The sequence below is a fragment of the Microbacterium lacus genome (assembly GCF_039531105.1).
Lineage (GTDB): Bacteria > Actinomycetota > Actinomycetes > Actinomycetales > Microbacteriaceae > Microbacterium > Microbacterium lacus.
In genome coordinates, this window is record NZ_BAAAPK010000001.1 from 286,800 (window position 1) to 311,787 (window position 24,988).

29 protein-coding genes are annotated in these 24,988 nt (G+C 66.3%); 13 read left to right on the forward strand and 16 right to left on the reverse strand.

Annotated features, from left to right (window positions below; all coding sequences use genetic code 11):
* Positions 1-5 precede the first annotated feature (5 nt).
* Positions 6-680: a TetR/AcrR family transcriptional regulator gene (locus ABD197_RS01385; protein WP_344050831.1), complete on the reverse strand. Its 675-nt coding sequence runs from the start codon at positions 678-680 to the stop codon at positions 6-8.
* A gap of 124 nt (positions 681-804) precedes the next feature.
* Between ABD197_RS01385 and ABD197_RS01390 the strand changes: the two genes are divergently transcribed.
* Both ABD197_RS01390 and ABD197_RS01395 read left to right on the forward strand, forming a co-directional pair.
* Positions 805-1,272, forward strand: coding sequence for a DUF6326 family protein (locus tag ABD197_RS01390; protein WP_344050833.1), 468 nt, complete (start codon positions 805-807; stop codon positions 1,270-1,272).
* A 53-nt stretch (positions 1,273-1,325) separates the two neighbouring features.
* Entirely contained in the window at positions 1,326-1,622 is a 297-nt protein-coding gene (locus ABD197_RS01395; protein ID WP_344050836.1) for a hypothetical protein, read from the forward strand.
* A gap of 58 nt (positions 1,623-1,680) precedes the next feature.
* Here the strand turns inward: ABD197_RS01395 and ABD197_RS01400 are convergent, their stop codons facing one another.
* Together ABD197_RS01400 and ABD197_RS01405 are read right to left on the reverse strand one after the other, a co-directional pair.
* Complete coding sequence (locus ABD197_RS01400) at positions 1,681-2,073, reverse strand: DUF1801 domain-containing protein (RefSeq protein ID WP_344050838.1); 393 nt, start codon at positions 2,071-2,073, stop codon at positions 1,681-1,683.
* A gap of 35 nt (positions 2,074-2,108) precedes the next feature.
* Positions 2,109-3,089 carry an alpha/beta fold hydrolase gene (locus ABD197_RS01405; RefSeq protein WP_344050841.1) on the reverse strand — a complete coding sequence of 327 codons (981 nt, stop codon included), beginning with the start codon at positions 3,087-3,089 and terminating at the stop codon, positions 2,109-2,111.
* A gap of 67 nt (positions 3,090-3,156) precedes the next feature.
* On the opposite strand from ABD197_RS01405, the gene ABD197_RS01410 reads away from it, so the two are divergent.
* On the forward strand, positions 3,157-3,297 hold the full coding sequence (locus ABD197_RS01410) for a hypothetical protein (protein ID WP_344050843.1): 141 nt from the start codon (positions 3,157-3,159) through the stop codon (positions 3,295-3,297).
* 24 nt (positions 3,298-3,321) lie between these two features.
* Here ABD197_RS01410 and ABD197_RS01415 read toward each other — a convergent pair whose 3' ends face one another.
* Positions 3,322-4,164 carry a MerR family transcriptional regulator gene (locus ABD197_RS01415; protein ID WP_344050844.1) on the reverse strand — a complete coding sequence of 281 codons (843 nt, stop codon included), beginning with the start codon at positions 4,162-4,164 and terminating at the stop codon, positions 3,322-3,324.
* 143 nt (positions 4,165-4,307) lie between these two features.
* Here ABD197_RS01415 and ABD197_RS01420 point away from each other — a divergent pair, with 143 nt between their 5' ends.
* Positions 4,308-4,691 (forward strand): YciI family protein, encoded by a 384-nt coding sequence (locus tag ABD197_RS01420; RefSeq protein WP_344050846.1) that lies wholly within the window; start codon positions 4,308-4,310, stop codon positions 4,689-4,691.
* Positions 4,691-5,725: an RNA polymerase sigma factor gene (locus ABD197_RS01425; protein WP_344050848.1), complete on the forward strand. Its 1,035-nt coding sequence runs from the start codon at positions 4,691-4,693 to the stop codon at positions 5,723-5,725. Before ABD197_RS01420 ends, ABD197_RS01425 begins: the two co-directional genes overlap by 1 nt.
* A 53-nt stretch (positions 5,726-5,778) precedes the next feature.
* Here ABD197_RS01425 and ABD197_RS01430 read toward each other — a convergent pair whose 3' ends face one another.
* Positions 5,779-6,315 carry an alpha/beta fold hydrolase gene (locus ABD197_RS01430; RefSeq protein ID WP_344050850.1) on the reverse strand — a complete coding sequence of 179 codons (537 nt, stop codon included), beginning with the start codon at positions 6,313-6,315 and terminating at the stop codon, positions 5,779-5,781.
* 116 nt (positions 6,316-6,431) lie between these two features.
* Here ABD197_RS01430 and ABD197_RS01435 point away from each other — a divergent pair, with 116 nt between their 5' ends.
* Positions 6,432-6,794 carry an iron chaperone gene (locus ABD197_RS01435; protein WP_344050852.1) on the forward strand — a complete coding sequence of 121 codons (363 nt, stop codon included), beginning with the start codon at positions 6,432-6,434 and terminating at the stop codon, positions 6,792-6,794.
* 516 nt (positions 6,795-7,310) lie between these two features.
* Complete coding sequence (locus tag ABD197_RS01440) at positions 7,311-7,598, forward strand: hypothetical protein (RefSeq protein ID WP_344050854.1); 288 nt, start codon at positions 7,311-7,313, stop codon at positions 7,596-7,598.
* A 252-nt stretch (positions 7,599-7,850) separates the two neighbouring features.
* Here ABD197_RS01440 and ABD197_RS01445 read toward each other — a convergent pair whose 3' ends face one another.
* On the reverse strand, positions 7,851-8,549 hold the full coding sequence (locus ABD197_RS01445) for a DUF998 domain-containing protein (RefSeq protein WP_344050856.1): 699 nt from the start codon (positions 8,547-8,549) through the stop codon (positions 7,851-7,853).
* An 82-nt stretch (positions 8,550-8,631) separates the two neighbouring features.
* Here ABD197_RS01445 and ABD197_RS01450 point away from each other — a divergent pair, with 82 nt between their 5' ends.
* Positions 8,632-9,270 carry a TetR/AcrR family transcriptional regulator gene (locus ABD197_RS01450; protein ID WP_344050858.1) on the forward strand — a complete coding sequence of 213 codons (639 nt, stop codon included), beginning with the start codon at positions 8,632-8,634 and terminating at the stop codon, positions 9,268-9,270.
* A gap of 167 nt (positions 9,271-9,437) precedes the next feature.
* Here ABD197_RS01450 and ABD197_RS01455 read toward each other — a convergent pair whose 3' ends face one another.
* A complete protein-coding gene (locus ABD197_RS01455; RefSeq protein WP_344050861.1) occupies positions 9,438-9,806 on the reverse strand; it encodes a VOC family protein in 369 nt (122 codons plus the stop codon).
* 58 nt (positions 9,807-9,864) lie between these two features.
* Between ABD197_RS01455 and ABD197_RS01460 the strand changes: the two genes are divergently transcribed.
* Both ABD197_RS01460 and ABD197_RS01465 read left to right on the forward strand, forming a co-directional pair.
* Complete coding sequence (locus ABD197_RS01460) at positions 9,865-10,305, forward strand: MarR family winged helix-turn-helix transcriptional regulator (protein ID WP_344050863.1); 441 nt, start codon at positions 9,865-9,867, stop codon at positions 10,303-10,305.
* 114 nt (positions 10,306-10,419) lie between these two features.
* Positions 10,420-10,854 (forward strand): YkvA family protein, encoded by a 435-nt coding sequence (locus ABD197_RS01465; RefSeq protein WP_344050865.1) that lies wholly within the window; start codon positions 10,420-10,422, stop codon positions 10,852-10,854.
* A gap of 212 nt (positions 10,855-11,066) precedes the next feature.
* Here the strand turns inward: ABD197_RS01465 and ABD197_RS01470 are convergent, their stop codons facing one another.
* From ABD197_RS01470 to ABD197_RS01480, 3 genes are read right to left on the reverse strand one after another with little or no spacing between them, the layout of a single operon-like run.
* On the reverse strand, positions 11,067-12,941 hold the full coding sequence (locus ABD197_RS01470; RefSeq protein ID WP_344050867.1) for a hypothetical protein: 1,875 nt from the start codon (positions 12,939-12,941) through the stop codon (positions 11,067-11,069).
* Positions 12,938-13,414: an ABC-three component system middle component 2 gene (locus ABD197_RS01475; RefSeq protein WP_344050869.1), complete on the reverse strand. Its 477-nt coding sequence runs from the start codon at positions 13,412-13,414 to the stop codon at positions 12,938-12,940. Before ABD197_RS01475 ends, ABD197_RS01470 begins: the two co-directional genes overlap by 4 nt.
* Entirely contained in the window at positions 13,414-14,526 is a 1,113-nt protein-coding gene (locus tag ABD197_RS01480) for an ABC-three component system protein (RefSeq protein ID WP_344050871.1), read from the reverse strand. Before ABD197_RS01480 ends, ABD197_RS01475 begins: the two co-directional genes overlap by 1 nt.
* Positions 14,527-14,833: 307 nt before the next feature.
* Here ABD197_RS01480 and ABD197_RS01485 point away from each other — a divergent pair, with 307 nt between their 5' ends.
* Complete coding sequence (locus ABD197_RS01485; RefSeq protein ID WP_344050873.1) at positions 14,834-15,202, forward strand: Rossmann-fold NAD(P)-binding domain-containing protein; 369 nt, start codon at positions 14,834-14,836, stop codon at positions 15,200-15,202.
* A gap of 148 nt (positions 15,203-15,350) precedes the next feature.
* On the opposite strand, the gene ABD197_RS01490 is transcribed toward ABD197_RS01485, so the two are convergent.
* The 4 genes from ABD197_RS01490 to dnaB all read right to left on the reverse strand — a co-directional run bounded on the left by ABD197_RS01490 (position 15,351) and on the right by dnaB (position 21,015).
* Positions 15,351-17,822, reverse strand: a complete 2,472-nt coding sequence (locus tag ABD197_RS01490; protein WP_344050875.1) for a hypothetical protein — start codon at positions 17,820-17,822, stop codon at positions 15,351-15,353.
* Positions 17,823-18,226: 404 nt separating this feature from the next.
* On the reverse strand, positions 18,227-18,433 hold the full coding sequence (locus tag ABD197_RS16700) for a helix-turn-helix domain-containing protein (protein ID WP_425560992.1): 207 nt from the start codon (positions 18,431-18,433) through the stop codon (positions 18,227-18,229).
* A 48-nt stretch (positions 18,434-18,481) separates the two neighbouring features.
* Entirely contained in the window at positions 18,482-19,141 is a 660-nt protein-coding gene (locus tag ABD197_RS01495; protein WP_344050877.1) for a hypothetical protein, read from the reverse strand.
* A 497-nt stretch (positions 19,142-19,638) separates the two neighbouring features.
* A complete protein-coding gene (gene dnaB / locus ABD197_RS01500; protein WP_344050879.1) occupies positions 19,639-21,015 on the reverse strand; it encodes a replicative DNA helicase in 1,377 nt (458 codons plus the stop codon).
* Positions 21,016-21,590: 575 nt separating this feature from the next.
* Here dnaB and ABD197_RS01505 point away from each other — a divergent pair.
* Together ABD197_RS01505 and ABD197_RS01510 are read left to right on the forward strand one after the other, a co-directional pair.
* Complete coding sequence (locus ABD197_RS01505) at positions 21,591-22,568, forward strand: hypothetical protein (protein ID WP_344050880.1); 978 nt, start codon at positions 21,591-21,593, stop codon at positions 22,566-22,568.
* Between the two features lie 86 nt (positions 22,569-22,654).
* Complete coding sequence (locus tag ABD197_RS01510) at positions 22,655-24,082, forward strand: chaplin family protein (protein ID WP_344050881.1); 1,428 nt, start codon at positions 22,655-22,657, stop codon at positions 24,080-24,082.
* A 120-nt stretch (positions 24,083-24,202) separates the two neighbouring features.
* Here the strand turns inward: ABD197_RS01510 and rplI are convergent, their stop codons facing one another.
* Positions 24,203-24,655 (reverse strand): 50S ribosomal protein L9, encoded by a 453-nt coding sequence (rplI, locus tag ABD197_RS01515; protein WP_344050882.1) that lies wholly within the window; start codon positions 24,653-24,655, stop codon positions 24,203-24,205.
* Positions 24,656-24,663: 8 nt separating this feature from the next.
* Positions 24,664-24,918 (reverse strand): 30S ribosomal protein S18, encoded by a 255-nt coding sequence (rpsR, locus tag ABD197_RS01520; protein ID WP_091701232.1) that lies wholly within the window; start codon positions 24,916-24,918, stop codon positions 24,664-24,666.
* Positions 24,919-24,988: the final 70 nt, after the last annotated feature.

Genomic DNA, 24,988 nt, shown 5'->3' on the forward strand with positions numbered 1-24,988 from the left:
CGCACTCACTGCGGGGCGGCATCCCTCAGCGGCTCGAGAGCGTCCAGCAGGAGGTCGAGCCCGAAGAGGAACTCCTCGGACGGGTCGTAGCCCGACGCGGCGAGCGCGAGCGCGGCCTCGTGGAGATAGGGGAACTGCTCGGGGGGCAGCTGCGGGAGGAAGACGTCCTGCGTGACGTCGGGCAACTCCTCCGCCGTGTCGATGGGCAGGCTCGCCTCCTGCAGGGCGAAGCCGTACACGTGGCTGTCGAGGAGCCAGTTCGCGTGCGTCGCCATCACGACGGAGAAGCCGGCTCGCCGAAGGCACGCGGTGACCGCCTCGCGGTGGCGCAGATTCGCGGGACCGGGTGAGGTTCGCGACTCCATCAGGCCGATGGCCCACGGATGCCGGGCGAGCACGTCCCGCGCAGAGACCGCGCGCCCGCGCATGGCCGTCCGCCAGTCGGCCTCGGCGGACGGAAGCTCGATCTCCGCGAAGACGACGTCGATCATCGCGTCGAGCAGCTCATCCTTGTTCGCGACGTAGTGATAGAGCGACATCGCTCCCGCGCCCAGCACGGTCGCCAACCGACGCATGCTCAGCCCGTCCACGCCCTCGCGATCGGCGAGGCGGATGGCCTCCTCGACCACGCGCGGGGTGCTGAGCCCCGACTCCGTCGCCAGCCGGCGTCGCTCGCTCACTGTCCTGGGTCTCCTCGCTCGTCGGATCGACTTGACAAGCGTACGGTGTACGACTCATAGTACAGCGTACGACGTACAGTGTACGAACAACTGGCGCGAATGCACCCGAGAAAGGACCGCCTCCATGAGCGATCGAACCCGACCCCTCGACGACCCACGCATGCCCGTCCGCGCGAAGCTCGCCGCGGCGTGGACGAGCTTCATGTTCTTGTACATCTACGTGGACTACTACCACCTGTATCGTCCCGGCATCCTCGACGACATCGCCGCGGGAATCGTCTTCGAGTTCGACATCAGCCCCGCACTGATGACGGGCTTCCTCGCCCTCGTCTCGGTCCCGGCGCTGATGGTCGTGCTGTCGATGGCGTTGCCCGCGCGGGTCAGCCGGGTCGTGAACCTCGTCGCGGCATCGCTGTACATCCCGGTCACGGTCTTCAACGCGGTCGGCGAGTCGTGGGAGTGGGCCGCGTTCTACGCGCTCTCGATCGGACTCGAGCTGCTGTTGCTGGCGTTCATCCTGCGGTCCGCCTGGACGTGGCCGCGGGTCCCCGTCGAAGCCGGCCCGCGGATGCCGCTCGCGTCGACCCGCTGACGTAATCTCGGCCAGAGCCTCGGCACCGCCCGAGAAGATGCGAAAATCGATGTATGACGAGCACAACCGCCCCTTCCGCCCGCCCCGCCATGCCGTCAGAACTGGCGCGAGAGGAGCGGGCCTCGAAGAACGGCCGCGGAATCGCGATCGCCGGCCTCGCCTTCGGGATCTACTTCCTGCTGATCTCCATGCTGATGCTGTGGCCCGACCCGGCTGCCAACGTCGTGGGCACCCTGCTGATCGCCGTCATCGGCCTCTTCTTCACCATCGTCGGCGCGGTCGGCCTCGCCCGGTCCTCGCAGCGGATCCGCGAGTTCAAGGCCCGCCGCGGGACCCCCGCCACGAGCTGAGACCCTGACGGCGGCCGGTCGCGGGCTGCAGGCGTCTCCGAGCTGGCCCGCCGGGGAGCTAGGTCTGGGTGAGCCACGCGCGGATGACCGCGATGATCGCGTCGCGCCGATGGGGGAGGTCACGGGCACTCGGCACGACCAGGCTGGCGCGAAGATCGGAGTGCCACGTCAGGAGACCGTCGGGGTCGCCGTCGAAGATCGGTCGAGCACTCTTGTCTTCGGCGCGACCGGTGCCGAAGTGCAGGATGAGGCGAACCGGACCCTTGCCGGCGGCGTTGATCGTGAGCCGGTCGACTCCGCGCAGCGTGTAGCTCGGCGAGTTCCACTTCACGATCTCGATCAGCTCGGGCTCCGCCGCCCGGACGAGGGAACGCAGCGCCTCGATGTCGGTGCGTCGTTCGGGCGTCTGCGACGCGAGGTAGTCATCGACGGTGGCGAACGCGGCGGGCACGTGCCGAGGCTATCTCCCGGTGAGCCGGATCGAGGTCACCCCGTGGCGACATCGATGCCGTCGCGCACGAGGCGGACCACGTCGAGGATGGCGCCGGCCACGAGGGCGGGCTGCTCGATGTGGACGTTGTGCCCGCTGTTCGTCTCGGTGACGTGGATCGACCCCGGAACGGACGCGGCCAGGTCCGCCTGACTCTTCACCTGCGCCGCATCGGTGACGTAGCCGAAGTCGTCCGGGACCTCCTGACCGAGCACGCCCGCGGCCTTCAGCGCCGGGATGGTCGGGCCGATGGGCTGGTCTGCCGAGATCACGATGAGCGGCATCCGCTTCAGTCCTCCGGCGGCGCGCATCTGGTCGAAGCTCGCGTCGGGCTCGATCCACTCCAGGGCCGGGTACTCGGCGATCGACGCATCGATGTCGCCGCGGAGCATCGGCTTCTGGATCGCCCACTGCTCAGCGGTCATGTGGTCGCGAAGACCCTCGCCCAGTGCGTCGACGAGCACCATCCCGGACACGTCGTCGGGATAGGTCGCCGCGTACAGGCGCGCCGCCAACCCACCCGCGGAGTGTCCGACGATGACGAACGGCTCCTCGATGCCGGCCGCGCCGACGAGGGCACGCAGGTCGGAGACCATGTCCGCGGCGGTCGTGGGCTGATCCACGGGATCGCTTCGACTCGGCGCCTCGCCGACCGGAGTTCCGGGGCGGTCGTACGCGCACACCCGGGTGTCGGCACCGACGAGCGCGTACACCGACGGCGAGTCGACGTCCTCCGCGACGATCGCCCAGTCCTCCGCCGACGCCCGCTGCCCTCCGACCAGGATCACGGTCGGCGACCCGGATCCGGTGCACTCCAGGAACATCCGGCGACCGTCGCCGATGTCGAACGTGCCGCTCACGTCGACCGCCTCGTGCGTCGGACCGCTGGGTGAGCCGCTGCCGGACGGCGCGCAGGCTGCGAGCAGCCCGCACGCCATCAGCACCGAGATCGCGATTCCCGCCCGGCATCCGTTCATCAGCCGCCCCCGCCGCTCACGGTACTCCGCGGTCCGTCCGTGCGGGCTCCCTCTTTAGGCTGGAGACGTGAAGCCGCCGGGGGTGGAGCCGTGGGTCTGTCCGACCTGCGGCGATCAGCTGAAGTTCGAGATCCTCGACGACGAGAAGTTCCTCGTCGCCTGGTCGTGCGTGAACTGCGGACTCATCCGCACCACCGAGCCGGCCTGAACGGCACGACCGCGGACCGCGAGGCTACCTCGGCGTGGGGATGCCGACGATCGGCTGCTGGAGCTGGGTGAGCCACTGCGACTGCGGGAGCGGCTCCGACTCCAGGTACACCTCGCGTCCCGCGCCGGTCATCGTGACCCCCGCCTCGGCGAGACCGGTCATGAACTCGTGCCAGGCGTCGCCGATGCCGGGCATGTCGCCGCGGTAGTCGAAGACAGCGGCAGCGGGTACCGCGGGGAGAGAGACGACCTCCCATGCCGGGTTCTCGACCGGATCACCGCCGGCGATCCACGACACCCACACGCGCATGTCGTCGCTCCCGTCGACCGGCTCGTACCAGAAGATGCCCGGCTCCCGGAAGTCGACACCCGACTCCTGGAGCGCGTGCAGAAGCGGGGGCAGGATGCGGTCGACGACGGGCGAGACGTTCTCGGGTCCACTTCCGGGCGCGATCTCGCTGGCCGCGTAGACGGTGACGGCGGGCAGGGAGGTGTAGGTGATTCCGCTCACGATGGGAGCTCCTTCCAGACGGGAGAGTCGCGCATCGATCCGGGCCACGCGGGCGGCATCTGCGGCGATCGAATCCTCGAGATCTGTGCGTCGGCGGGTCAGGATCGCGCGGGTGGCGGCATCCCGATCACTCGACGACAGCACCTCGGCGGCGTCGTCCAGCGAGCATCCGAACCCGCGCAGCTCGACGATCCGCAGGAGGTCCGCGAGCTGCGACGAGTCGTAGCTGCGGTATCCGGTGGACGGGTCGACCCGCGCGGGCTTGAGCAGCCCGATGGCGTCGTAGTGCCTCAGCATGCGCGCGCTCACGCGTCCGTACGCTGCGAACTCTCCGATGGTGTACATGATGGAGACCACGATCGACCCTGACACAGTGACAAGGTCAAGCGGAAGGAAGTCGGCGCCTGCGCGATGCGTCCGGCTCCTGTGCCCGTGTCGATCGGGCGACGAGTCGATCGTCATCCTGGTGTCGGTTCGACACGAAACGGAAGGATACGATCATGCGTTACTCGCTTCTGCTCCACTACCCCGAGATGACCGCCGAGCAGCTCGGACCCGAGGCTCTCGCCGAGGGCATGCGGGCGTTCGACGTCTATGTGAAGGCTCTCGACGCGGCCGGCGTGCTCGTCGGGGCCGAGGTGCTGCGACCGGTCTCCGCCACGACGACGCTGACCCTCGCGGGCGGCGAGCTCGTGGTCCAGGACGGCCCGTTCGCGGATACGCACGAGAAGCTCGGCGGTGTCGTCGACATCGATGTGGCCGACCTCGATGCCGCGATCGACTGGGCTCAGCAGGCGCCGCCCGCGGCGTACGGCCACGTCGAGATCCGCCCTGTCGCCACGTGGGTCGTCGACGGGGACTGGACGTCGTACGACCATCACTGATGCCCGACGCGGACCGTGCGATCGAGCGGGTCGTGCGCAGGTCGTACGGCCGGCTCGTCGCGCTCCTGGCGGCGGGCACCCGTGACATCGCCCTGGCTGAGGACGCCCTCGCCGACGCGCTCGAACGAGGACTGACGCGGTGGCCCGTGGAGGGAATTCCCGACAACCCGGAGGCGTGGCTCCTCGCCGTGGCGCGCAACCGCTTGCGCGACCTGCTGGGCGCCGCCGCTCGCAAGACCTCGGTCGCATTGGAGGAGGGGGTGGATGCCGTGGACGAACGCGACCTCGACGCGTGGGTCACCCGCGCCGAAAGCATCCCGGATCGGCGACTCGAGCTGCTGTTCGCCTGTGCGCATCCCGCGATCGATGCCGGCATCCGCACACCGCTCATGCTGCAGGCCGTCTTCGGCTTCGACGCCGCCCATATCGGAGCCGCCTTCGACGTCGGGGCGGATGCGATGGCGCAGCGCCTCGTGCGCGCGAAGCGGCGTATTCGTGACGCGGGCATCGCATTCCGCATCCCGACCCGCAGCGAGATGCCGGGCCGCCTCCCAGCCGTGCTCGAGGCGATCTACGGTGCCTACGCGATCGATTGGCTCGATCAGTCCGACGGGTACCGCGACTCGCTGTCCGACGAGTCACGATGGCTCGCGGTGCTCTTGGCGACGTTGCTCGAGAGCGAAGGACGCTCGGATGCCGAGGCCTGGGGGCTGGCCGCCCTCCTCACACTCGCGCAATCTCGCGCGCCCGCCCGCGTCGGCGACCCCTGGCCGGGGATCGACGCACAGGACACCACGCTGTGGGACGCCGCGCTGATCGCCGAAGGCGAGGCGCTCCTCCGCCGGGCCTCATCGCTGGGGGCTCCCCTCGGTCGCTTCCAGCTCGAGGCGGCGATCCAATCCGTGCACTGCGAGCGGGCGCGCACCGGCGTGGTCGACCGCGACGCGCTCATCGCCCTGCATCAGGGGCTGGTCGCCGTCGCGCCGACGCGCGGCGCCCTCGACGCGCTCGACGCCGTGCGGCGCGAAGGGTGACGCCGTCGGACACTCACATCCGAGGCAGAGCCACCGACGTTCGAGCGACCCGTCTAGTCGATGAGCTGGTCCAGCAGGTCGAATGTGTCGTAGGGCTGGTTCCAGTCCCCGAAGTGGCCTTCGTCCCGCACGATCTGTGTGCCGCCGAGATGAGTGAACATCAGCCGCCCCTGGTCGGCATCGCAGTCGTACGGGTCGGTGATCGAGTTGATGAAGTACAGGTCGCCGGCGTTCGCACGGATCCGATCCCAGTCGTAGACCTCCTGCAGCACCGGCTCCTCCGCCCCGGTGGGCCTCACGGCGTAGCCCGCGACCAGGATCGACTGCGCCACGGGACCGGGCAGGTGGTCCAACAGCGCAAGCAGTAGAGCAGCTCCGCCCGAGTGGCCGACCAGTACTGTCTCGGCGTCGAAGGTGTGGCCGGCGAGGACCTTCGGCAGGAACTCGGCGATGGGCTCGACGTTCACGCCCGGGTAGTGGGGACGCTCCACGCGGTACCCGCGGGCGGTGAGCTGACGGTCGAGCCAGGGGTACCACACCGCATTCGGGTGGCCGCCGGTGCCGTGGAAGATGATCGCGTTCCTGCTCATCGGTCGATGCTAACGGCCCGCCTGCGGACGCCGGTCGCGGGGATATCTGGCCCCGTTCGCACGCCAGGTACGGGCGGGTCGCAGACGCTCTCACTGCACAGCCGTACGCTTGCCCCGTGGCGACACCGGAATCGATCGATGCGTACATCGCGAGCTTCGATGACAAGTCAGTGGCCGAGAGGCTGCAGCGCATTCGCGAAGAGATCGCGGCTCAGGTGCCCGATCCCGAGGAGAAGATCCGGTACGGGATGCCGGCGATCATGCTCGGCGGGCGGTACGCGCTCCACTTCGCCGGCTGGAAGAAGCACATCGGCCTGTACCCCGTGCCGCCACTCGATGACGAACTCGAAGCGGAGGTCGCTCCGTTTCGGGCGGAGAAGGACTCCGTGGTGTTCTCGCATCGCGCCCCCATTCCGTATGAGCTCGTCGGACGCATCGCCGCGGCGGTCGTCGCGCGACGCCGCGACGCCGAAAGCTGAGGGTCTGAGCACCTCGCACCTGGCAGGAACCGGAGATTCCCGGTGCGGATTGCGCCCGGATGAGGTTGCTCGCGGGCGCTCGTGAGCGTCTGAGTTCGTCGTTTCACCGTCCGGGACGCTTGCGTGTTCGTGTGGCAGCTGTCAAGCCCGGCCGCGAATTGGTCATCGGGGCGGAAACTGTTCGGGTCGGTTGGGGCCGACGTGTCCGGGCAGCATGTTGATGGCGTGCGCGTGTGGAGCGGAGGGCCCCATGGTGACGAGACTCGATTTCGGCGTGGTCGACGTCGGCGGCCGTGGCATTCCCCGGTTTTCACGGCCGGTGGCCGATCGGGGTTCCCGGCCGGTGACGCACTCCGACACAGGCTGCCCGGACGGATGCGATGGTGTGATCGACTCCCTTCTCCCGAGGGAACGCGTTCGCCGCATCGGAATCCCGCGAGAGCACGGCCCGTTGCGTGCTCTCGCGGGACCTCCATCCGCGCATCGCCGGACGGGTGAGGTCGCGCAATGAAGGGCGTGGATACTGTCAGCGATCTCGGGCACGACCAGGGCAAGAGTGCGCCGCGTGCCCTGCACTCGCTGATCTTCCGGCCCCCGGCTGCAGAGGTTGCGCCGGAGAGCGTCCGGGGCGTCGTTCTCGATCAGCTCCTTCGGCCGAGTTGGTCGGAGATCGCCGACGCGCAACGACGTCATGAGGCGGCCGCGAAACGCTTGCGGCGTTGGCAGTGGTGGTTCATCGGAATGTTCACCGTCTACACCACACTGTCCGGCATCCTCCTCTTCGACCTCCTGCTGCACGCCTGACGCATCGACGAACACACGGAGCGTTTGCGCCGGGCGACGTAATGGATGACGCATCATCGCGTCCTTCACATGCATGGGCGCGCCAGCCGTGGGTGTCGTGGTTAGGCGCTCACGAGGACGCGTGTCGATGTGGCGCTCCCCCAAGAGCGCCGGGCCGGCGGCAGAGGACTCATCCCCAGATGCTGCCGGCCCACTCCCTCACTCACGAGCCGCTGACGACGCCTCCGTGAATCGGGCACCGGCGTGCGCGAGTCATCCCGGCTGCGACGATCCGCGCGTCGTGGAGGCGTTTCGGAGCGGGTGGGGTGACCAGGCGTAGATGTGTGCGCTGGCGAGGGCGAGCCAGACGAACTGCGCGAGGACGGCGATCCAGATGAGCAGGATGCCGGTCGGGCTCGGCGACAGGGCGACACCGCCGCCGAATGCCAGCAGCACGACGGCGCCGAGGATCGCGCTGACCAGGGCGCGACGCGGCGCACCGATGCTTCGGCTCCATGCCGCGTGAGCGAAGGCTGCGGCTGCGACGGCGATGAAGCCGATCGCGCCGAACAGCAGATGGAGGATGCCGCTCACCGAGAACTCGCCTCCCTCGGAGCCTGGAGGGAAGCCGGCGACGGGGTCCGGCGGGAAGACGGCGGCGAGGATAAGCCCGACCCCGTAGACGATGACCAGGACGCCCATCGCAAGTCCCCGGCCGTTGCGAATGGCGCGGAGGATTCCGACCGCGGCGGCGATCGCCATCAGGCCGGTGAGGATCAGGTTGGTGCGCTGCAGCCATCCCAGATCCCCGAGCGTCAGCAGCGAGAGCGCGTGCTGAGTGAGATCGAAGCCGGCGCGGGTGATCGCGAGCACGAGTCCGACCACGAGGTAGAACGGACCGGCGACGACACCCCATCCGAGAAGGCTGCGCGTGATCGCCGCGTCGCGGTCGAGGTCCGGGTTTCCTGCCATGAGATCTCCTGCACTTCGGAGTGCAGAAGTGCACTCGGGAGTAATCTAGCGGCACACCGCGGACCCCGTGCAAGGAGCAATCGTGACCACTGTGGAGGATCCGCGCGTCGGCCGCTCGAGGGCACTCATCCTCGATGCGGCGCGGAAGGTGTTCCTGGCCGAGGGATTCCACGACGCGACGTTGGAGCGGGTGGCGGCGGAGGCCGGGTTGGCGAAGCGGACGATCTACAACCTGTACATCGACAAGACGACGCTCTTCCGGGAGACCGTCCTCAGCGCGATCGCCATCGCCGCCTCCTTCACGCAGACCCTGACATCGGAGTTCCGCGCGGAGAAGAACGCTCCCCTGAATCTGTCAGACGTTGCGGTCCGATTGGCGGAGGCGACCTTGCTGGGCCCCGCAATCGCGCTGAGACGGCTGGTCATCATGGAGTCGGTCCGATTCCCTGACCTGGTCGACCGGTATCGCGCCGGGGCGCCCGAAGCGGTGATGACGGCACTCAGCGACGCTTTCGCGCGGATGACGGAAGACGGGCACCTGCGGCCGTGTGACCCCCAGGTCGCGGCAGAGCACTTCGCGTTCCTCATCATGGGCGCCGATCTGGACAGAGGGACCTTCACGGGCGAGAGAGCACTAGCCGCGCGTGTGCGAGAACGCGCACTGCTCGGCGCGAACGCCTTCCTCCGCGCGTACGCCCCTGACGTCCGTGACGGTGCGTGATCGGATGCCGGCGACCCTCGGGGCACCCTACGGGCGGGGACCTTCCGATACTGCTCGGTCGCGATAGTCATCGCGTCGAGCACGGCGCGCATCGCATCCATCTGCTCGCGCAATGGGTGGGCATTGGCTCCTGTACGTTTTCGTTGGCTGGAAGCTCCGGGTTCGCGTCAGCTCTTGTCGTGGAGGGTGATCTGATAACCGTCGGGGTCAGCAAAGGTGAAAGTGCGACCGAACGGACCGTCAAAAGGCGCGGTAGTGATGGTGTGGCCATCGGCCAGGAGTGCGTCGTGGATGTCCTGGACCTCGCTTGCTTGCAGCCAGAGAGCGATACCGATCCCTGGCTGAGCGGCGGCAGCCAGGTCGGTTCCGGGGATGATGTCGCGGAGCGCGAACGTGGTCGGCTTGGTGTCGAAGACGACTGCATGCGGCGGGCCGGCCGGCGAGCGGACCAGACCCAGGTACGTCTCGTAGAAAACTTCCGAGGCAGCCAGGTCGCGCACTTGAAGGGAGATGAAATCGGGGCCGATGGCGGGCATGGTTTCTCCTTAGGATGATGTCAGTTTGCTGACATTGAGCGTATGTCAGAATACAGACATGAGTCAAGACCGGATCGATCTGCAGACGTCGCTGGGCTACCTCCTCAAAGAGGCGGCCACCGCGCTACGGACCGCGATGGAGGAGGTGCTGCGGCCGCTCGGCATGACGGTGACGCACTACTCCTGTCTTGAGTTGTTGGCCCAGCGCCCGGGGCTGTCAAACTCCGAGCTCGCGCGAGGCGCATTCGTGACGAGGCAGTCGATGAATGTGCTGCTCCAGACCTTGGAGCAGAACGGCGACGTGACCCGACCCGCGCAAGCCCCGACCGGTCGAGCACTTCCCACCCGACTCACAGCACAGGGCCGGCAGAACCTTGAGCGGGCGTCCGCAGCGGTCCGCGCCGTCGAAGTTCGCATGCTGTCCGGGATGACAGCAGATGATCAATCGGCGGCATTCACGTCGCTGCGGAGCATGATCGATTCTCTGCGCAACGACTGACCGAAGTTCGGATGGGCTCCATTAGGCGATCTTTCGGAGCGGGATCCTTTGTGAGGCGCGGACCGTCGCACGGAGACTAACTGGGGCGTACTGGAGGCCGATCGGAGGGGTGCGATGCCTGACTGGCTGACCGTCTTGCTGGGTACGACCGGCGGCATCGTGGTGCTGTGGGCCGGGTTGATCGTGGTGCTGTGGGTTCAGCAGCGTCGGACGAGTTCAACGGTGGACTGGCGGGCGATGATGCGGCTCGTCCCCGATGTGATCCGGTTGGTGAAGCGCCTCGCGACCGACCCTTCCGTGCCACGCGGCACCCGGTGGTGGCTTCTGGCGCTGATGGGCTACCTGCTGCTGCCGTTCGATCTCGTGCCGGACTTCATCCCGGTGCTCGGCTACGCCGACGACGCCATCGTCGTTGCGATCGTGTTGCGGTTCGCGATCCGTCGCGCCGGCATGGCTGCCATCCGCCGCCACTGGCCCGGTACGCGAGAGGGCCTCGCGAGCTTGCTCACCCTCACGGGACTGGCCACCGAATCCGCTCCGGAGGCGTAGCAGCTCGATCGGCGCGTCTGCCGTGGTGCAAGATGCGGCGGCCGTCATCACTCTCGTCGATCCCCGAACGGGCATTGCGCGGATCGGGGGCCGCTTCGTTCGGTTCGTCCCTGGCGCCGAGGCGCAGCCGACCCGGATTGTGAGTGTTCGCGATCTGGAACGGCACTGCCGAGTCGGGCGACCGTCGTCATCGGGTCGGCTTCGCGGACGCGTTAAGACCCAATCTCGAGCGCGGCCGTCACAGGACGTTTCGGCGGGAGGAAACCGTATCGGCCGACACCGCGCTTCTTTGTAAAGACGACATCCACCGCCTCAGGACCAAGCGGCTCAGTCGGATCGAGGTTCTCCATCACGATTATCTGGCCGTCGAAGTTTCGCTGGATGTCGCGATAGAAGTCGCCGACGATCCCTGTCGGCAGCGATTCATCGAGCAACGCCGGCGAGTCCACGTCGGGCGGTCGGTAGGTGACGAGCGGCGAGTCGAGCACGACGAAACCGGGGTGAGCGATGTCGCGGTCGAAGCAGTACTGCGCGAGACCGACTGTGAACGCGGCGTGGAGAATCGCGCGAACGCCCTTGCCATGCGCGGAACGATATTGGTCGTCCGCGAGGACGTCCTGCACTGCGCGGTCGTAGTGGACGGAGGCCGCATCTGGGTATCCCCAGGCCTCGAGTCTCTTGGCGATCTCGCTGGAGAATTCGCGGAGAGCCGTGAGGTTCAGCCCGTCAGATATGACACTGGCATCGGCCTGGGTTGTGTCGATGATCGCGCTTCTTAGTCGGATCAGTTCTGAAGACTGCGCGTATAGCGCCAGCGACTTCTCGACGTCGCTCTTGACCGCGATCAGTTCACGCAGCGCGCCGTTACCGGGACTCAGGTCCTCATCGAGAGCCCGCAAGCTGTCTGCCAGCGCTTCCGACTCGACGGAAGCGTCATGTCGAGTGGATCGGGCCTCGTCACCGCGTCGTGCCAGCTCATCGAGTGTGATTGTGAGATCTGCCCGGAGCGCCATGGTCTTGGCGATCTCAGTATCGACAGACTCCTCGAATGCGGTCCCATCGGCGCCGTGTGCATCGTTGTAGTGCTGGTCGGAAAGCTCCGCGCCGCAGAATTGACACGTCCCCGGCGTGAAGAAGCCAAGAAGTACGCCGGCCTCTCGAATCGTCGCGAGTCTCTCCAGGTCAGAGTCATACTGCGCGCTGAGTAAGGCGAACCGACTCTGAAGTGCCCCAACCTCGGCGAGCTCCGTCCGCGCACCCCGCGCCTTCTCCTGCAATGCGCGGAGCCGATCTGCGAGGGTGGAGCGCTCCGCGAGGAGCACTTCGACGGAAGAGGTCTGGTCCTGGATCGAGCCATTCAAGCGTGCCAGCTGATCGCGCAGCTGACTTTCCTCTGGGATCTCGGCGAGCTTCGCCTCAAGGTCACTGAGAAGCTGGTCGATCACCTCAACCTTCGCCCCGTTGGTACGAGCGCTCGCGGATGCGCCCTTTGAGGCCACGATGGAGGAATCATCCTCGGCCTCTAGGAGGAGTTTGAGTGTGGAGATCTCCTTCGTCTTGGTGGTGTACTGACCGGTGATCGCGGGCGGCACATCGGATTGCATCGTCGTTTCGTCGATGATGCAGAAGTGAGCGAGGTCTCGGAAGCTCAGCGAGACCGTGACGCCCTGAGCGTTCTTGCGAATCAGTGCCTGCTCAAGGTCGAGTTGCTTGAGAAGGAACATCGAGAGGTTGGTCTCGTTCTTCGGGTTGTGCTTCGCCGCCAGGTCTTCGTCGGCGACCGGGAGCGGGCCACTTCTGATGTCCGAGTGAAAGAGCGAAAATGCGCCCCCGGCAGTGCCCCGCGACAGCGTCACGACCTCCCCTGATGGGAGCGCGAGACCGAGCAGAACTGTTGAGTAGCCGGTTCGCTCGGGGATCTCCTTTAGCGACTTCGCACCGAGCATGTAGTCGATCGCCTCGACCATGAAGGACTTGCCGGTGTCTGACGGACCGCGCACGAGTGTAAGCCCCACGCCGAACTCCACCGTCGAGAGCGGTACGTTTGGGCCCCAGAGCGTGATGTGGACTAGCCTCAGCCGACTCATGTGTGTTGTTCCTCACCTGCGAAGTTCTCGAACTCCTCCGCCCACCGGCCGGACACTTCTCGGATCGCCGAACGAAGCTCCTCGTCCGACAGCCCCCTGAATCGACCAACCACCCATCGCGCCCGTTCGGCGAGTGCACGAGCGTATGACGTTTCCAGCAGGCTGAGGAACGGGTGTGCACCCTCCGCCGCAATAAAGTGAATCCCGCCGGCGACTGCGCCCATCTCCACCAGGTCAACACGTGTGAGCACTTCGAGGCCGTGCGTGAGCTGCTGCCGCTTCACTCCGAGCTCACTGGACCGAATCGGGACTGGCGGGTGGAGGCTCGGCGGCCCCCCGAGATCCTCGCTATGCAGTAGCCCGTGATCCAGCAGGACCAGCTGGTTCAGACCCAGGCTGTCCGGGTATGCCTCGGCGAGAAGGGTCAGGACTCGAACGGCTGTCTCCAGAGGTCCATTGAGGGGGCTGAGCATCACTCGACTCGCATCCAGGTCAGCCGATCCTCGTTCGCGAGTTGATGGCAGATTCCTTTGCGGTCATCAGTCTGAGAGATCGTGGTGAGAGCGTGCGAGCTCAAATCGACCTGCGTGGAGGCCTGGAGGACCTGCGTGAGTCGTTCCATCGAGGTGGCGTGGTCTGCCTCGGCAACTTCGATGACCCCGGAATGTACGTCGTCCTGCAGGGCCTCGAAGGTTCCGGGTGGGACAGCGTCACGCGCGTGCAGTCGGAGAGACTCGGCCGAGTAGAACGACTCACGCTGACGTTGGAAATGTACGGCCAGCCTGGGCTGCGTGCGGATCGTCTCGAGCGTTAGGTCATCGGATGGTCGGGACTCGCGGTACACCTCCATGAGTTGTGCAACGTATCGCGTCTCCGATTCGTGAATGGCTTCGGGAGCGCGCTTGGTTGCCGGGCGCGGCGGAAGCGGCCCGCCAAACCTGGCGACGTAGTATGCGGTCGCCCGATGCGTCTCGATGGCGTCGACCAGCTCAATTGACACAAACATCGCGAAGTCAGTTGCGGCGGCGAGCGTTCGTACTCGCTCCCGCAACTCCTGCTCGAGGCCCGCCGCGGCGCTCTTCGCGTTGTCCAGCTCCTTCAGAAACTTCTCACGCAGCTCGGTAGGCCTGCTGAGAAGACGGTTGAAAGCGGTGCCGCACCCTTTCGGCGCGAGGAACGCGTAGCGGTCGGGGCGCTGGTAGTGACCTTCTTCAATCCCGACAAAGACCTTGAGCATCTCCGGGAACGCATCGGACCACGCCAGGGGTTTCGCATAGTGCTTCCCCTGGAAGCAATCCCAGCCTCCCTCAAAGCCATCTCTCGTCTTGAAGGCGGCGACGTCCGCGCCCTTGTCGTTCGAACCACCGAGCCGCTTGATCTGGACGTAACTTGGGTGCAGTGCTGTCGCCCACTCCCGGATGAAGTGCTCCCACTCTTCTGGAGAGTAGAACGCGATTCGTTGCGCAGGCGTGACGGGAGGACCCGCTACGGAAGCGGGCGCGCTTGGCGGTTCAGGGGCGTCAAGGTCACTGAGCGAGGGCGGACCGGCATACAAGGAGGCAGCAAGGGGTTGCTCGTCTACCAAGTCGGCAGCCTCCTGTCTGTCTTCCGCAGGTCGGTAACCCGAAGCTCCACTCGGCCCCACGCCGAGTTCGGTTCAGCCTACTTGGCGGTGCGCGCTGGCTCAGGTGTTGGGCGGCGCGTTCGGCAGTCCCTTTCAGGCAGTACTGGCGCGCGTGTACTTCGAGCTTCGAGTCGGAGCCGCTTCGATGGCTGCGCGGATCCGGCGTCGCCATCGAGCGGTCGGGCCCGTGTCCGCTCCTCGAGAGTGGAAGCGCTAATTGGCGGAGCTACGGTGGACGTTGACACCTTCCCAGTGCATGGGGCAACGGATGGATGAGCGCATTCGACGTGTACGCGAGTTCGTTGGAGACGCCCTGCAGGAGGGTGCGCGGCCGGCGAAAGCCGAAATCCGCGACAGCGCCCACCGAGAAGGGTTCACCAGTGCCGCGGGTATAACTCTGCGCCGCGTGGAGCATGAGCTCGACGCTTTGAGAAAGCGCATGAAGGGCGAGGGCCCAAAGTTGACTCAGGCGGATCTGGCGGTCGACGCGGAGCTGGAAGAGCTGAGGGCCGATACAGAGGCGGAATTCGACCGGTACTGGCGCGGAAGCGGCATCGACTGGCGACCGCGGAAGCCCGTCGTCCAAGGAGTCGTCAGGCGCGTCCACGAACCCGAGGGTCTCGACGGTCTCAATTGAGCCGCTGTCACTGAGCCAGAGTCAGGCAGCGTCGCGGCTTAGAAGGCCCGGCGTTGCGGGCGTGCGCCCTGCTCGGCGCCGGTCCGCTTGAGTGCAGCGCACGACTGGGACGGTCGGCGTCCAGTCCGGCTCGAGCCGGACGATACATCTAGGTGTTTCGGACCTCCGCTCCAGAGTGTTCGACTCCGCTCTGGCTCAAGGCGCTACTGCGCGACCGGCGACGAACTGGGTAGTCTCCCCAGAGTTGTGTGTAGGGGCTGTCGATCCGTCGTCGAAACCTCAAGACCTCGTTAGGTTCAGCGAAGACAGCGCCTGGAGCCACATACTGCGGAAGATCCAGTTCCGGTAGTCCGAGCCAGTCGTAACCTGACGGTCGGGTGACGACGTGTCGCGCGCCGCGCGGCGCGGCGAAGTAGTACTCGCTTCTTCCCCAGCGGTCATGAATCGCGTCTTCAAGCCGAAACTCCACCAGAGACAGGCCAGCCGCCTCAAGGGTCCGCAGGCTAATCTCTATCTCGCGAAGAGCGCTTTCAATTTGCTCAACGCCGCTCGCCGTCTTCCGATAGTGGTGATGCTCGTTGCGGATGTCATTGACTTTGCCGCGCTGGAGCGACCGGGAAATCTCGCGCATTTGCTCTGAGAGTCTCTCCCGCGCCCTGGCCGTCAGATTCAGATACGGAACCGAGTACTTGAAGGGGAATCTCTTTAGCTCGCTGCCCCTTGCGTAGGCAGGGAAGTCTGTTTCTGAACGAAGGTAATCATCCGATCGCGCTTCGATCGCAACAAGCGACTTGGCGAGGAACTCAAAGCCGCGAATTAGCGTGTAGAGATCGAGCTTGTCCGAAAGGTAGTCGAAAGTCATGACGGAATCAGCCTGATCCGCCGCCTCCTGAACGAACGACATCCCGCGCGCGTGATCGGCCTCCAAGCCATACTCGAATGGGTTTGGGTCTGTGGCGTGATCGTGACGAAGTGCCCAGGCGGAGAACGCAAGCGATTCGGCCAGATACCTTTCGAGCTCGCGAAAGAACTTGCTCGCAGTCCCGAGGAACTCCTCAGTTTCGCGCGAACCCGGAGTGTGCGACGCCTTGGCGAGCCCCGATAGCCGCTGGTGCAGGCGCCAGAACTCAGCTCGCGGATCCTCTTCATCGTGTAGCGGGTACCCGAGCTTCCACAGAAACCGCGCGACGAGCTCCTCGTCACTTCCCGAGAGCCCTTGCGTGACGCCAAGCCGCCTGGCGAGCTCCGTGACATGCACTCTCCGTGGCATTACAAGGCGCTCGATGCACTCCGCCGGATCGGTGACCCGAAAGAAGGTGTCAAGTCGTTCGGCGAGCGTCTCACCCTCTATGTCTCGGATCTGCCACGCCAGTTCCTCAGCCTCTTCCAAGTCCTCGAGATTTGTCAGGCTGCCTAGTTCGTGGCGGAGGCGAAGCATCGCGAACCCCTCGTCAGGAGAGGCGAATCGAAGGCCGTGGACGCCGAGCTCCGGCATCAACCCAAACGCGCCCGACCTGCGATCTCGGTTTACAACCGGTCGGCGCACCTCGCCAGAAGGGACCGTGATCTCGCCTGACTCCACTAGTGCATCGAGTGCCTCGCGCAGGGGGACCTCACGCGCGAGTAGCGCAAACTGCATCAGTTGGGCGTGGTCAAGAGCGCCTACCGTCTCCACGGCTGCGTCCACGCGCAGGAAGTCCTCCACGTCCGAGCGCAGCTCGCCGGACGTGGTATCGAGCAGATGGGCCACGAGCGCTCGGAGTTCATCTGTGCTGAGGCCGTCCCCGACGAGCGTCGCCGCGACCCCGACGTGGGCGTCGCTGAACATGATCGCGGGTACGTCGCGGATCTCGTCGGCCGCGCTAAACCAGTCATTGGGCTTCTTGTCGTCATCGCCAAGGAAGCTGTTGAAGCGATCGCGATGCGCATTGATTCCCGCTGCGTCGCTTGTGCTCAGATGAACACGATGGACGAGGTCGCACATCGTGTCCGAGCAATGAAATGCTTGGATCCGGCGCCCTGAGTGAACCTGGCGCGTGGACCTCGAACGAAGCAGCCCGAATGGACCGGTAACGAACCTGCCGTACTGCTGGACTCCCGCCGGTGTTGCGTCGAGGAACCTCTGAGTCTCGCTGTAGGTGAGAACCGCCTGCCCCTCCTCGAACATCTCGGCGTAGACGTCGTAGGACTTGCGGCCGAACTCGTAAGGGAATCTGATCTCGTCCTTCCTGATCTGCTCGCTTATGGCGGCGGCAAGCGCAGTGAGGTCAGTCTTTTCAAGATCGATGAAGAGGTCTTGTTGACCAATCGCCAGCGCACAGAGCAGTCGAGCCTCCTTCGGTGGAATCTTGTCCGCTCGGGCGGTCACCGCCTTCGTGAATACCTGGTCGCCCGCGGGTGCCAGGTGAATGGCGGAGTTGAGCTCGTCGGAAATCGTGTAATCATTGGCGATCACGCAGTCGGCGAGGACTCGCATCAGGTCAACGAACTCGACGAATCTCTCCTTCTGAGGCTGGCTCGGCAGCGCACGGGCAATGTCAGTTGGAAGTTCGCTTGTCAACTCAAGTTCCTCGATCAGCAGGTTGGGTCCTGGCGAGAACTTATCGTCATGGGCCGACATCACGCGACACCGGGCCCGCGGTCGATCGCTCGCCGTGGTGGTCTGTCTCCCTTGAAGTGCGCTCCTTAGCCTCTGCGACTAAACAACAGTCTGGTGAGCCAGTTCGATCGCGTCTTCTGACTATCGCTTGCGAGCGCGATCAATTGCGGCCCCGATAGTTGAGACAATTCGCGGTAGCAGCTCGTCGATGAGTCCGCGCTCGAGCTGCTGCAAAGCCCACGGCAATTGATCAACAGGCTTTCGTGTCCAGAGGTCCTCAAGAAGCTGCCGTCCAACGCGATGAGGATGACGACGGGGATAACACGCCCGCGCCGCTCGAACGATGAGGGGTGGCCCGATGGACCATACGATCACCGCGATCATGACGGTCCCGACGGACTCCGGCGGAATGTGCATCAAGTCGCTCATGACACGCCTACCGGTAGCACGAGGGCATCAGCTAGGTATGCGTCGAGCTGCGACTTCGTGAATCGGATATTCCGTCCATTAACCCGATAGTGCGCCAGCGCCTTCCTGGCGACGGCACGCTCGAGCTGACGCACCGAGAGGTGAATGTACTGGGCGGCTTCGGTGTAAGTGAGGAGCTCGGGGCTCGGCTCGTTAGTGGGCATTTCGTGGCCTTTCAAGTGGTCTGATCGACCAGGCCCGAACGCCGACTTCTAAGCAGCAGACCCGGTCGCGGAGAGAATCGCGATCGGGCCAGGGGTGGGGGGAAGGGGCGCCGTAAGAATCAACACAGCGCTCGAGTGCGAAAAGACCGCACGCACTCGCGAACCGAGCGACCGGATGGCATTCGAGTGCGCACGCAGCGAGGACTGGGCCCGAACGATAAGCAGGCTGAGGGTCCTTCGAGTCTGGCGTCCTTCGGATCGCTCGCCGAGGCTTGCCCAGTGATCCCGCAGGGTACGCAGAACTTTCTTGAACAGACGTCGACTCTCGTCGTCAGTCCGCCCAGAGCGGGAGGAGAGAATCGCTACGGCATCTAGAATCGCCTCGCGCGTCGGGACGCTGAACGAAGCGTCCCGATTCTCGTCGGAAGACGAGTGGCCGAATGTATCGACGTCGCCCAACTCGAGGAACGCCATCATTAGGTCGTCCGGGGTGATCTCGACGCGCTCAAAGGTTGGCGCAAGGATCGGGTCGTGCCGCTGACCGCCGCTCCCAAGAAGCGCAGGATCGATGACTTCCTGCCAGCGTGCAGCGACGAAGAGTTCTCGAGCGTTCGGCCGGGAACCGCGGAGAACGTTGACTGCGCGAGCGTCAACCGCCGGGAACCGGATGGCCGGTCCCGCGAATTGGTTCTGCTCGCACTGTCGCATGATTCGATTATAGATTCGTTGGTTCTTCAGTTATGGCTCACTGCTCCACCAGTTCCCGCCATTTGCCGCCATCTCGAGAGCGCTCGGACCGCGCGGAGCATCGCAACTGAGGAGTCGGCATCGCGGGTGATGTGTACTCGCCTCGGTGTGCTTCAAGTGTGTTGAATCCGCTCGGCGCGATCACGACCGGAGTCGGTCCGCCTTGCCCAGTTGTTCAGATCGCGGAATCCACCCACTCTGAGTTCTCGAAAGCGACCCTCATCCGAGCTGCGATTCTGCGCTTATCGATCGACGTTTCAGCAGCCACGCGGTCGCGGATACCCAGCACCCGACGCACCTGCCCGAAGCACGGTCCCTCATCGCCCACTAAAGCACCCGCCGCCGCTCGCCCGCGATAGCAACGACAGTGATGCGCGTAAGACCCGCCCGCCACCGCGCCCGATCAGGGCGCGCTCAACGCAGGGACTGCACGAGCCAACGAGAAGATGGCGGCGCGACTACCCGAAGTCGCCGACGGCCATATCGGTGAACCGCGAAAAGTGACCCTGGAACGCCACGGTGATCGTGTCGGTGGGGCCGTTGCGGTGCTTGGCGACGATGAGGTCGGCCTCGCCCGCGCGCGGGCTGTCCTTCTCGTACGCCGACTCGCGGTGCAGGAGCACCACCATGTCGGCATCCTGCTCGATCGAGCCCGACTCACGAAGGTCGGAGAGAGCCGGCTTCTTGTCGGCGCGCTGCTCGGGGCCACGGTTCAGCTGCGACAACGCGATCACCGGCACCTGGAGCTCCTTCGCGAGGAGTTTCAGCGCACGCGAGAATTCCGAGACCTCCTGCTGGCGCGACTCGACACGCTTGCCGCTGGTCATCAGCTGCAGGTAGTCGATCACGACCATCTTCAGACCCTGTCGCTGCTTCAGACGCCGGCACTTCGCGCGGATCTCGACGAGCGTCATGTTCGGGCTGTCGTCTATATAGAGGGGTGCGTCGTTGATGCGGCCGCGGGTCGACGCGATCGTCGTCCAGTCGCGCGAATCGAGCGTTCCCTTGCGCATGTTCTGCAGCGGCACCGCACCCTCGGCGCTCATCAGGCGCATGGCGATCTCGCTGCGCCCCATCTCGAGCGAGAAGAAGATCGTCGGGTAGTTGTTGCCGATCGCGGCTGCGCGGGCGAAGTCGAGCGCCAGCGTCGACTTACCCATGGCGGGTCGTGCCGCGATGATGATCATCTGCCCGGGGTGCAGACCGTTCGTCAGCTGGTCCAGACCGGAGAATCCCGTGGGGATGCCGGTCATCTGGCCATCGCGACCACGGGCGGCCTCGATCTCGTCGACGGCCGCACTCACCGCGACCTCGAGCGGCACGTAGTCTTCGGCGGCATCCGCGCCGGTGACGCCGTAGATCTCGGCCTGCGCGTTGTTCACGAGGTCGAGCGCCTCGCCCTGCCCCGAGTAGCCCATCTGGACGATGCGGGTTCCGGCGTCCACGAGACGGCGCAGCAGCGCGCGCTCGGACACGATCGATGCGTAGTAGCCGGCGTTCGCCGCGGTCGGGACGATCGAGGTGAGGGTGTGCAGGTAGTCGGCGCCGCCGGCGCGCTGCAGCTCGCCGGTCTTGATCAGCTCGTCGGTGACGGCCACGACGTCGGTCGGCTCGCCGTGCGAGTAGAGGGTGAGGATCGCCTCGAAGATCAGCTCGTGCTTGGGCACGTAGAAGTCGACGCCGTGCAGCGCCTCGATCACGTCGGCGACGGCATCCTTCGACAGCAGCATTCCGCCCAGGGCGCTCTGCTCGGCCAGAAGGTCATGGGGCGGCGTCCGCTCGTGCTCCCGACGTTGGCCTCCGAGGCGTTCGTCCGAGATGTCGGCGATCGACATATGCACTTCCTTCACGTCTTACGGGCACCACGAATATCGTCGGGATCGATGCACGATGGGCAGCCTGCACACTCACGAGCCCGGATGCCGCAGCACCACTTCCCGTTCCGTCGTAAGCAGAACACACGCCCCCGACATGCGTCTGCCTCGACTGTCGCGCGCAACCCCCCGAGGGCCGCACCCCACGCTAGGCATCGGGTTCCGCACCTGCAACAAGGGGTGTGGATAACTTTGTGGAGAGATTGCGCGAAACGCCGATCAGGCTGTGTACAACACCTGTGGAGAACGGGGGAAAACCCGGCTCGTGAACCCTATTATGTGGTTTCTGATCTGGGCTTTTTGTTTCCTATGCACCATCCCACAGATGTGCTTGAACCGGGGGTTGAAGGTTGTGCATGATAGACCGGTTCCTGTGTACAGATTCGGGTACACCCCGCCTCTTTCGAAAAGAAAAATGCTGGACATCGGCGCCCTGCTGGGCTAGCGTCGGGGGTCCAGGCACACCTCGCACTCTGTAAAGCGGTACATCCACGGCGGATGACACGTCGATGTTCGACGTCGCATAGGAGGTGAACATGGACACCACGCACTCGCAGCGCTTGTCGAGAATCTCCACGCTGCTGCTCGCCGCCGTCGGCGTCGCGTTCGCCTGGGTCGTCCTCACCCTCCTTCTCGGCTGGTCCTCCACGACCGCCCACGCCGACGATGACTCCTCCCTCCTCGGGGCCGTCGGCTCCACACTCGAAAGCTCCACGACCGCCGTCACCGACACGGCCGGCGACCTCCTCGGCGGTGTCGCCGACACCGCGACGGAGGTCGTCGCTCCGATCGCCGCCCCCGTCGCGGCGGTCGTCGAACCGGTCGCACCCGTCGTCGAGGTCGTGCAGGAAGTCGCCGCCCCCGTCGTCACAGCAGTGGCCGACACGGCCGGCTCCGGCATCGTCAGCGCCGTCACCGACACCGCCGTCGACCTCGTCGCGGCCGTGCCGGTCGTCGGCGACGTCGCCACCTCGCTCGGCGCGGACGACGCGCTCACGTCCGTCGGCACGGCCGCGGACGGCGTCCTGCAGGCCACGACCGGCGCCGTGGCCACCACCGTCACTTCTCCTCCCTCGCTCATCCCGAGCAGCCCCACACCTGACGTGCCGATCGTGGACGACGTCGAGGGCGCCGTGTCCGGCATCCTTCCGACGACGCCCACGGATGCCGCGCCCGGCGCTGCGCCGACGCTGTCGCTCGCGGCCGCCCTCGCGGGCACCACCACCGGAATGTCGTCGGTCGTGTTCGCGCCGGTGCCCGCCGCAACCGCCACCTCGGCGGTCAATGGGGTCTCGCTGCTCGGAGCCGTCACCGGCGGCCTCCTGTCTCTTCTCGGAGTTGTCCTTCAGGCGGACTCCGTCCTCTCGGGACCCGGTGGTGCGGGTCCCGGCGCCTGGGTGCTCGTCGCCCTCGGCTTCGTCGTCGCATACCGTGCCTGGGTGCGACGGACCGGAATCGAGAACGACACCGCACCCCTCGCGCCCGCATTCGCCACCGACGTCTCTCCCGACTGACCGGATCCTCGCCGTCCCCGCGACGGCTGAGCATCGGCGCGCATCCGCGCGTCTTCCGAATCAGATCGACATCTCAAGGAGAGATCATGAACACCTTCATCAAGCGCGCCTTGATCGGCACGCTTCTGGCCGGCGGCATCACGCTGTGCGGCGCGACGGTCGCGAACGCGGCCGAGACCACGGGCGAGGACGGACTCCTGTCCGGCAACCAGGCCCTCATCGACGTGTCGGCTCCGGTCAGCATCGTCGGCAACGCCGTCTCGCTGATCGGCGACAGCACGGTCATCGGATCCGGGTCGGCTTCCGAGCCCGCCTCGGCTCCGGAGTCGGCCCCCGTCGAAGCCACCACCTCGGGCGAGGACGGGATCGGCTCGGGCAACCAGGCCATCGTCGACGTCTCCGTCCCGGTCACGGTCGAGGACAACGCCGTCTCCGTCATCGGGGACAGCACCGTGGTCAACTCCGCTCCCGCGGAGCCGGCGGCGCCGGTCGCGTCGTCGGAGCCGGTCACCGAGCCCGTGTCCGCACCGGTCACGAGCGGCGAGGACGGGATCCTCAGCGGCAACCAGCTGCTGGGCGACATCGACGTGCCGGTGAACATCTCCGGCAACGCGGTCTCCGTCATCGGGGACAGCACCGTCGTCGGCGGCGCCTCGCACGGCACGAGCGGCGGGGGAGACACCGCGGCCGCTGCGGTCACGAGCGGCGAGGACGGGATCCTCAGCGGCAACCAGCTGATCCCCGTGCTCAACGCCCCGGTCACCGTCACCGGCAACGCCGTCTCCGTCATCGGGGACAGCACCGTCATCGGCGGTGCCGGCTCGGGCCACCACGGCACGACCGGCGGGGACACCTGGGTCGCCCCGGTCACGTCCGGTGAGAACGGGATCCTCAGCGGCAACCAGCTGATCCCCGTGCTCAACGCCCCGGTCACCGTCACCGGCAACGCCGTCTCCGTCATCGGGGACAGCACCGTCATCGGCGGTGCCGGCTCGGGCCACCACGGCACCACCGGCGGTGGCACGATCCTCTCGCCGGTCACCTCCGGCGAGGACGGGATCCTCAGCGGCAACCAGCTGATCCCGGTGATCAACCTGCCGATCACGATCGGCGGCAACGCCGTCTCCGTCATCGGTGACAGCACGGTGATCAACCCCGGAACGCCGGGCACCCCCGGAACCCCGGGTACTCCGGGCACGCCTGGAACCCCGGGCACGCCCGGCACCCCGGGCACGCCCGGAACCCCCGGAACCCCGGGCACGCCCGGAACCCCTGGCACCCCGGGCACGCCCGGAACGCCCGGAACCCCCGGAACCCCGGGCACGCCCGGCACCCCCGGAACCCCCGGAACCCCGGGTCACCACCACGCCATGGAGACGGTCGGCGCCACCGCGGCCACCGGCTACGCACGCCTGGCCGCGACGGGTGGGGCAGACGGATTCGCCGCGCTGCTGATGGGCCTCGCGCTCATCGCGGTCGGCGGAGCCGCCGTCGCGCGCCGACGGGTCGCGTGAGGCGAGGGCGGACCGGGCGGCGCCTGGCCCGGTCCGCCCCTCCGCACCCGGAAAAGGCGGATGCCGCAGACCGGAACCCCTCAGGGGCCGGGCTGCGGCATCCGTCGTGCCGTTCGCGCCTTACTTGGCGGCGACGACCACGAGGGTGATCACGGCAGTGAGGTCGTCACGCAGGCGAACGGTCGCCTCGTGCTCGCCCACCGACTTGATCGCCGACGTGATGTGGATCTTGCGCTTGTCCAGGTCGCCCAGGCCTGCGGCCTTCACGGCGTCCGCGACGTCACCGGTCTTGACCGAGCCGAACAGGCGGCCTTCGGCGCCGGCCTTGACGGTCAGCTTGACCTTAGTGGACTCGAGGGCGTCCTTGAGGGCCACGGCCTCTTCGTGGTCGTGGATCGCGCGCGCCTCGCGGCCGGCGCGGATCGCGGCGACCTGCTTCTCGCCACCGCGGCTCCAGGCCACGGCGAATCCCTGGGGGATGAGGTAGTTGCGGGCGTACCCGTTCTTGACCTCGACCACGTCACCGGCGCTACCGAGCCCGGCGACCTCGTTCGTGAGAATCAGCTTCGACATATCAGCCCCTACCTGCCGGCGCCGGCGTAGGGCAGCAGTGCCATCTCACGCGCGTTCTTGATCGCGCGGGCGATGAGGCGCTGCTCCTGCACGGAGACACCGGTGATGCGACGGGCGCGGATCTTTCCACGCTCCGAGATGAACTTGCGCAGCGTGGCGACGTCCTTGTAGTCGATCACGCCGACGCGGGTCGGCTTCGCGGGGGCTGCGTTCTTCGCGCCCTTCCGCGGCTTGCGGCGGTCGCCGCTTGACTTTCCAGCCATGTTTCTTCCTTACGGTTCGAGATCGGATGCCGTACTCGGCGCTGAGCGCGAGGCGCGGCATCCGGAATCA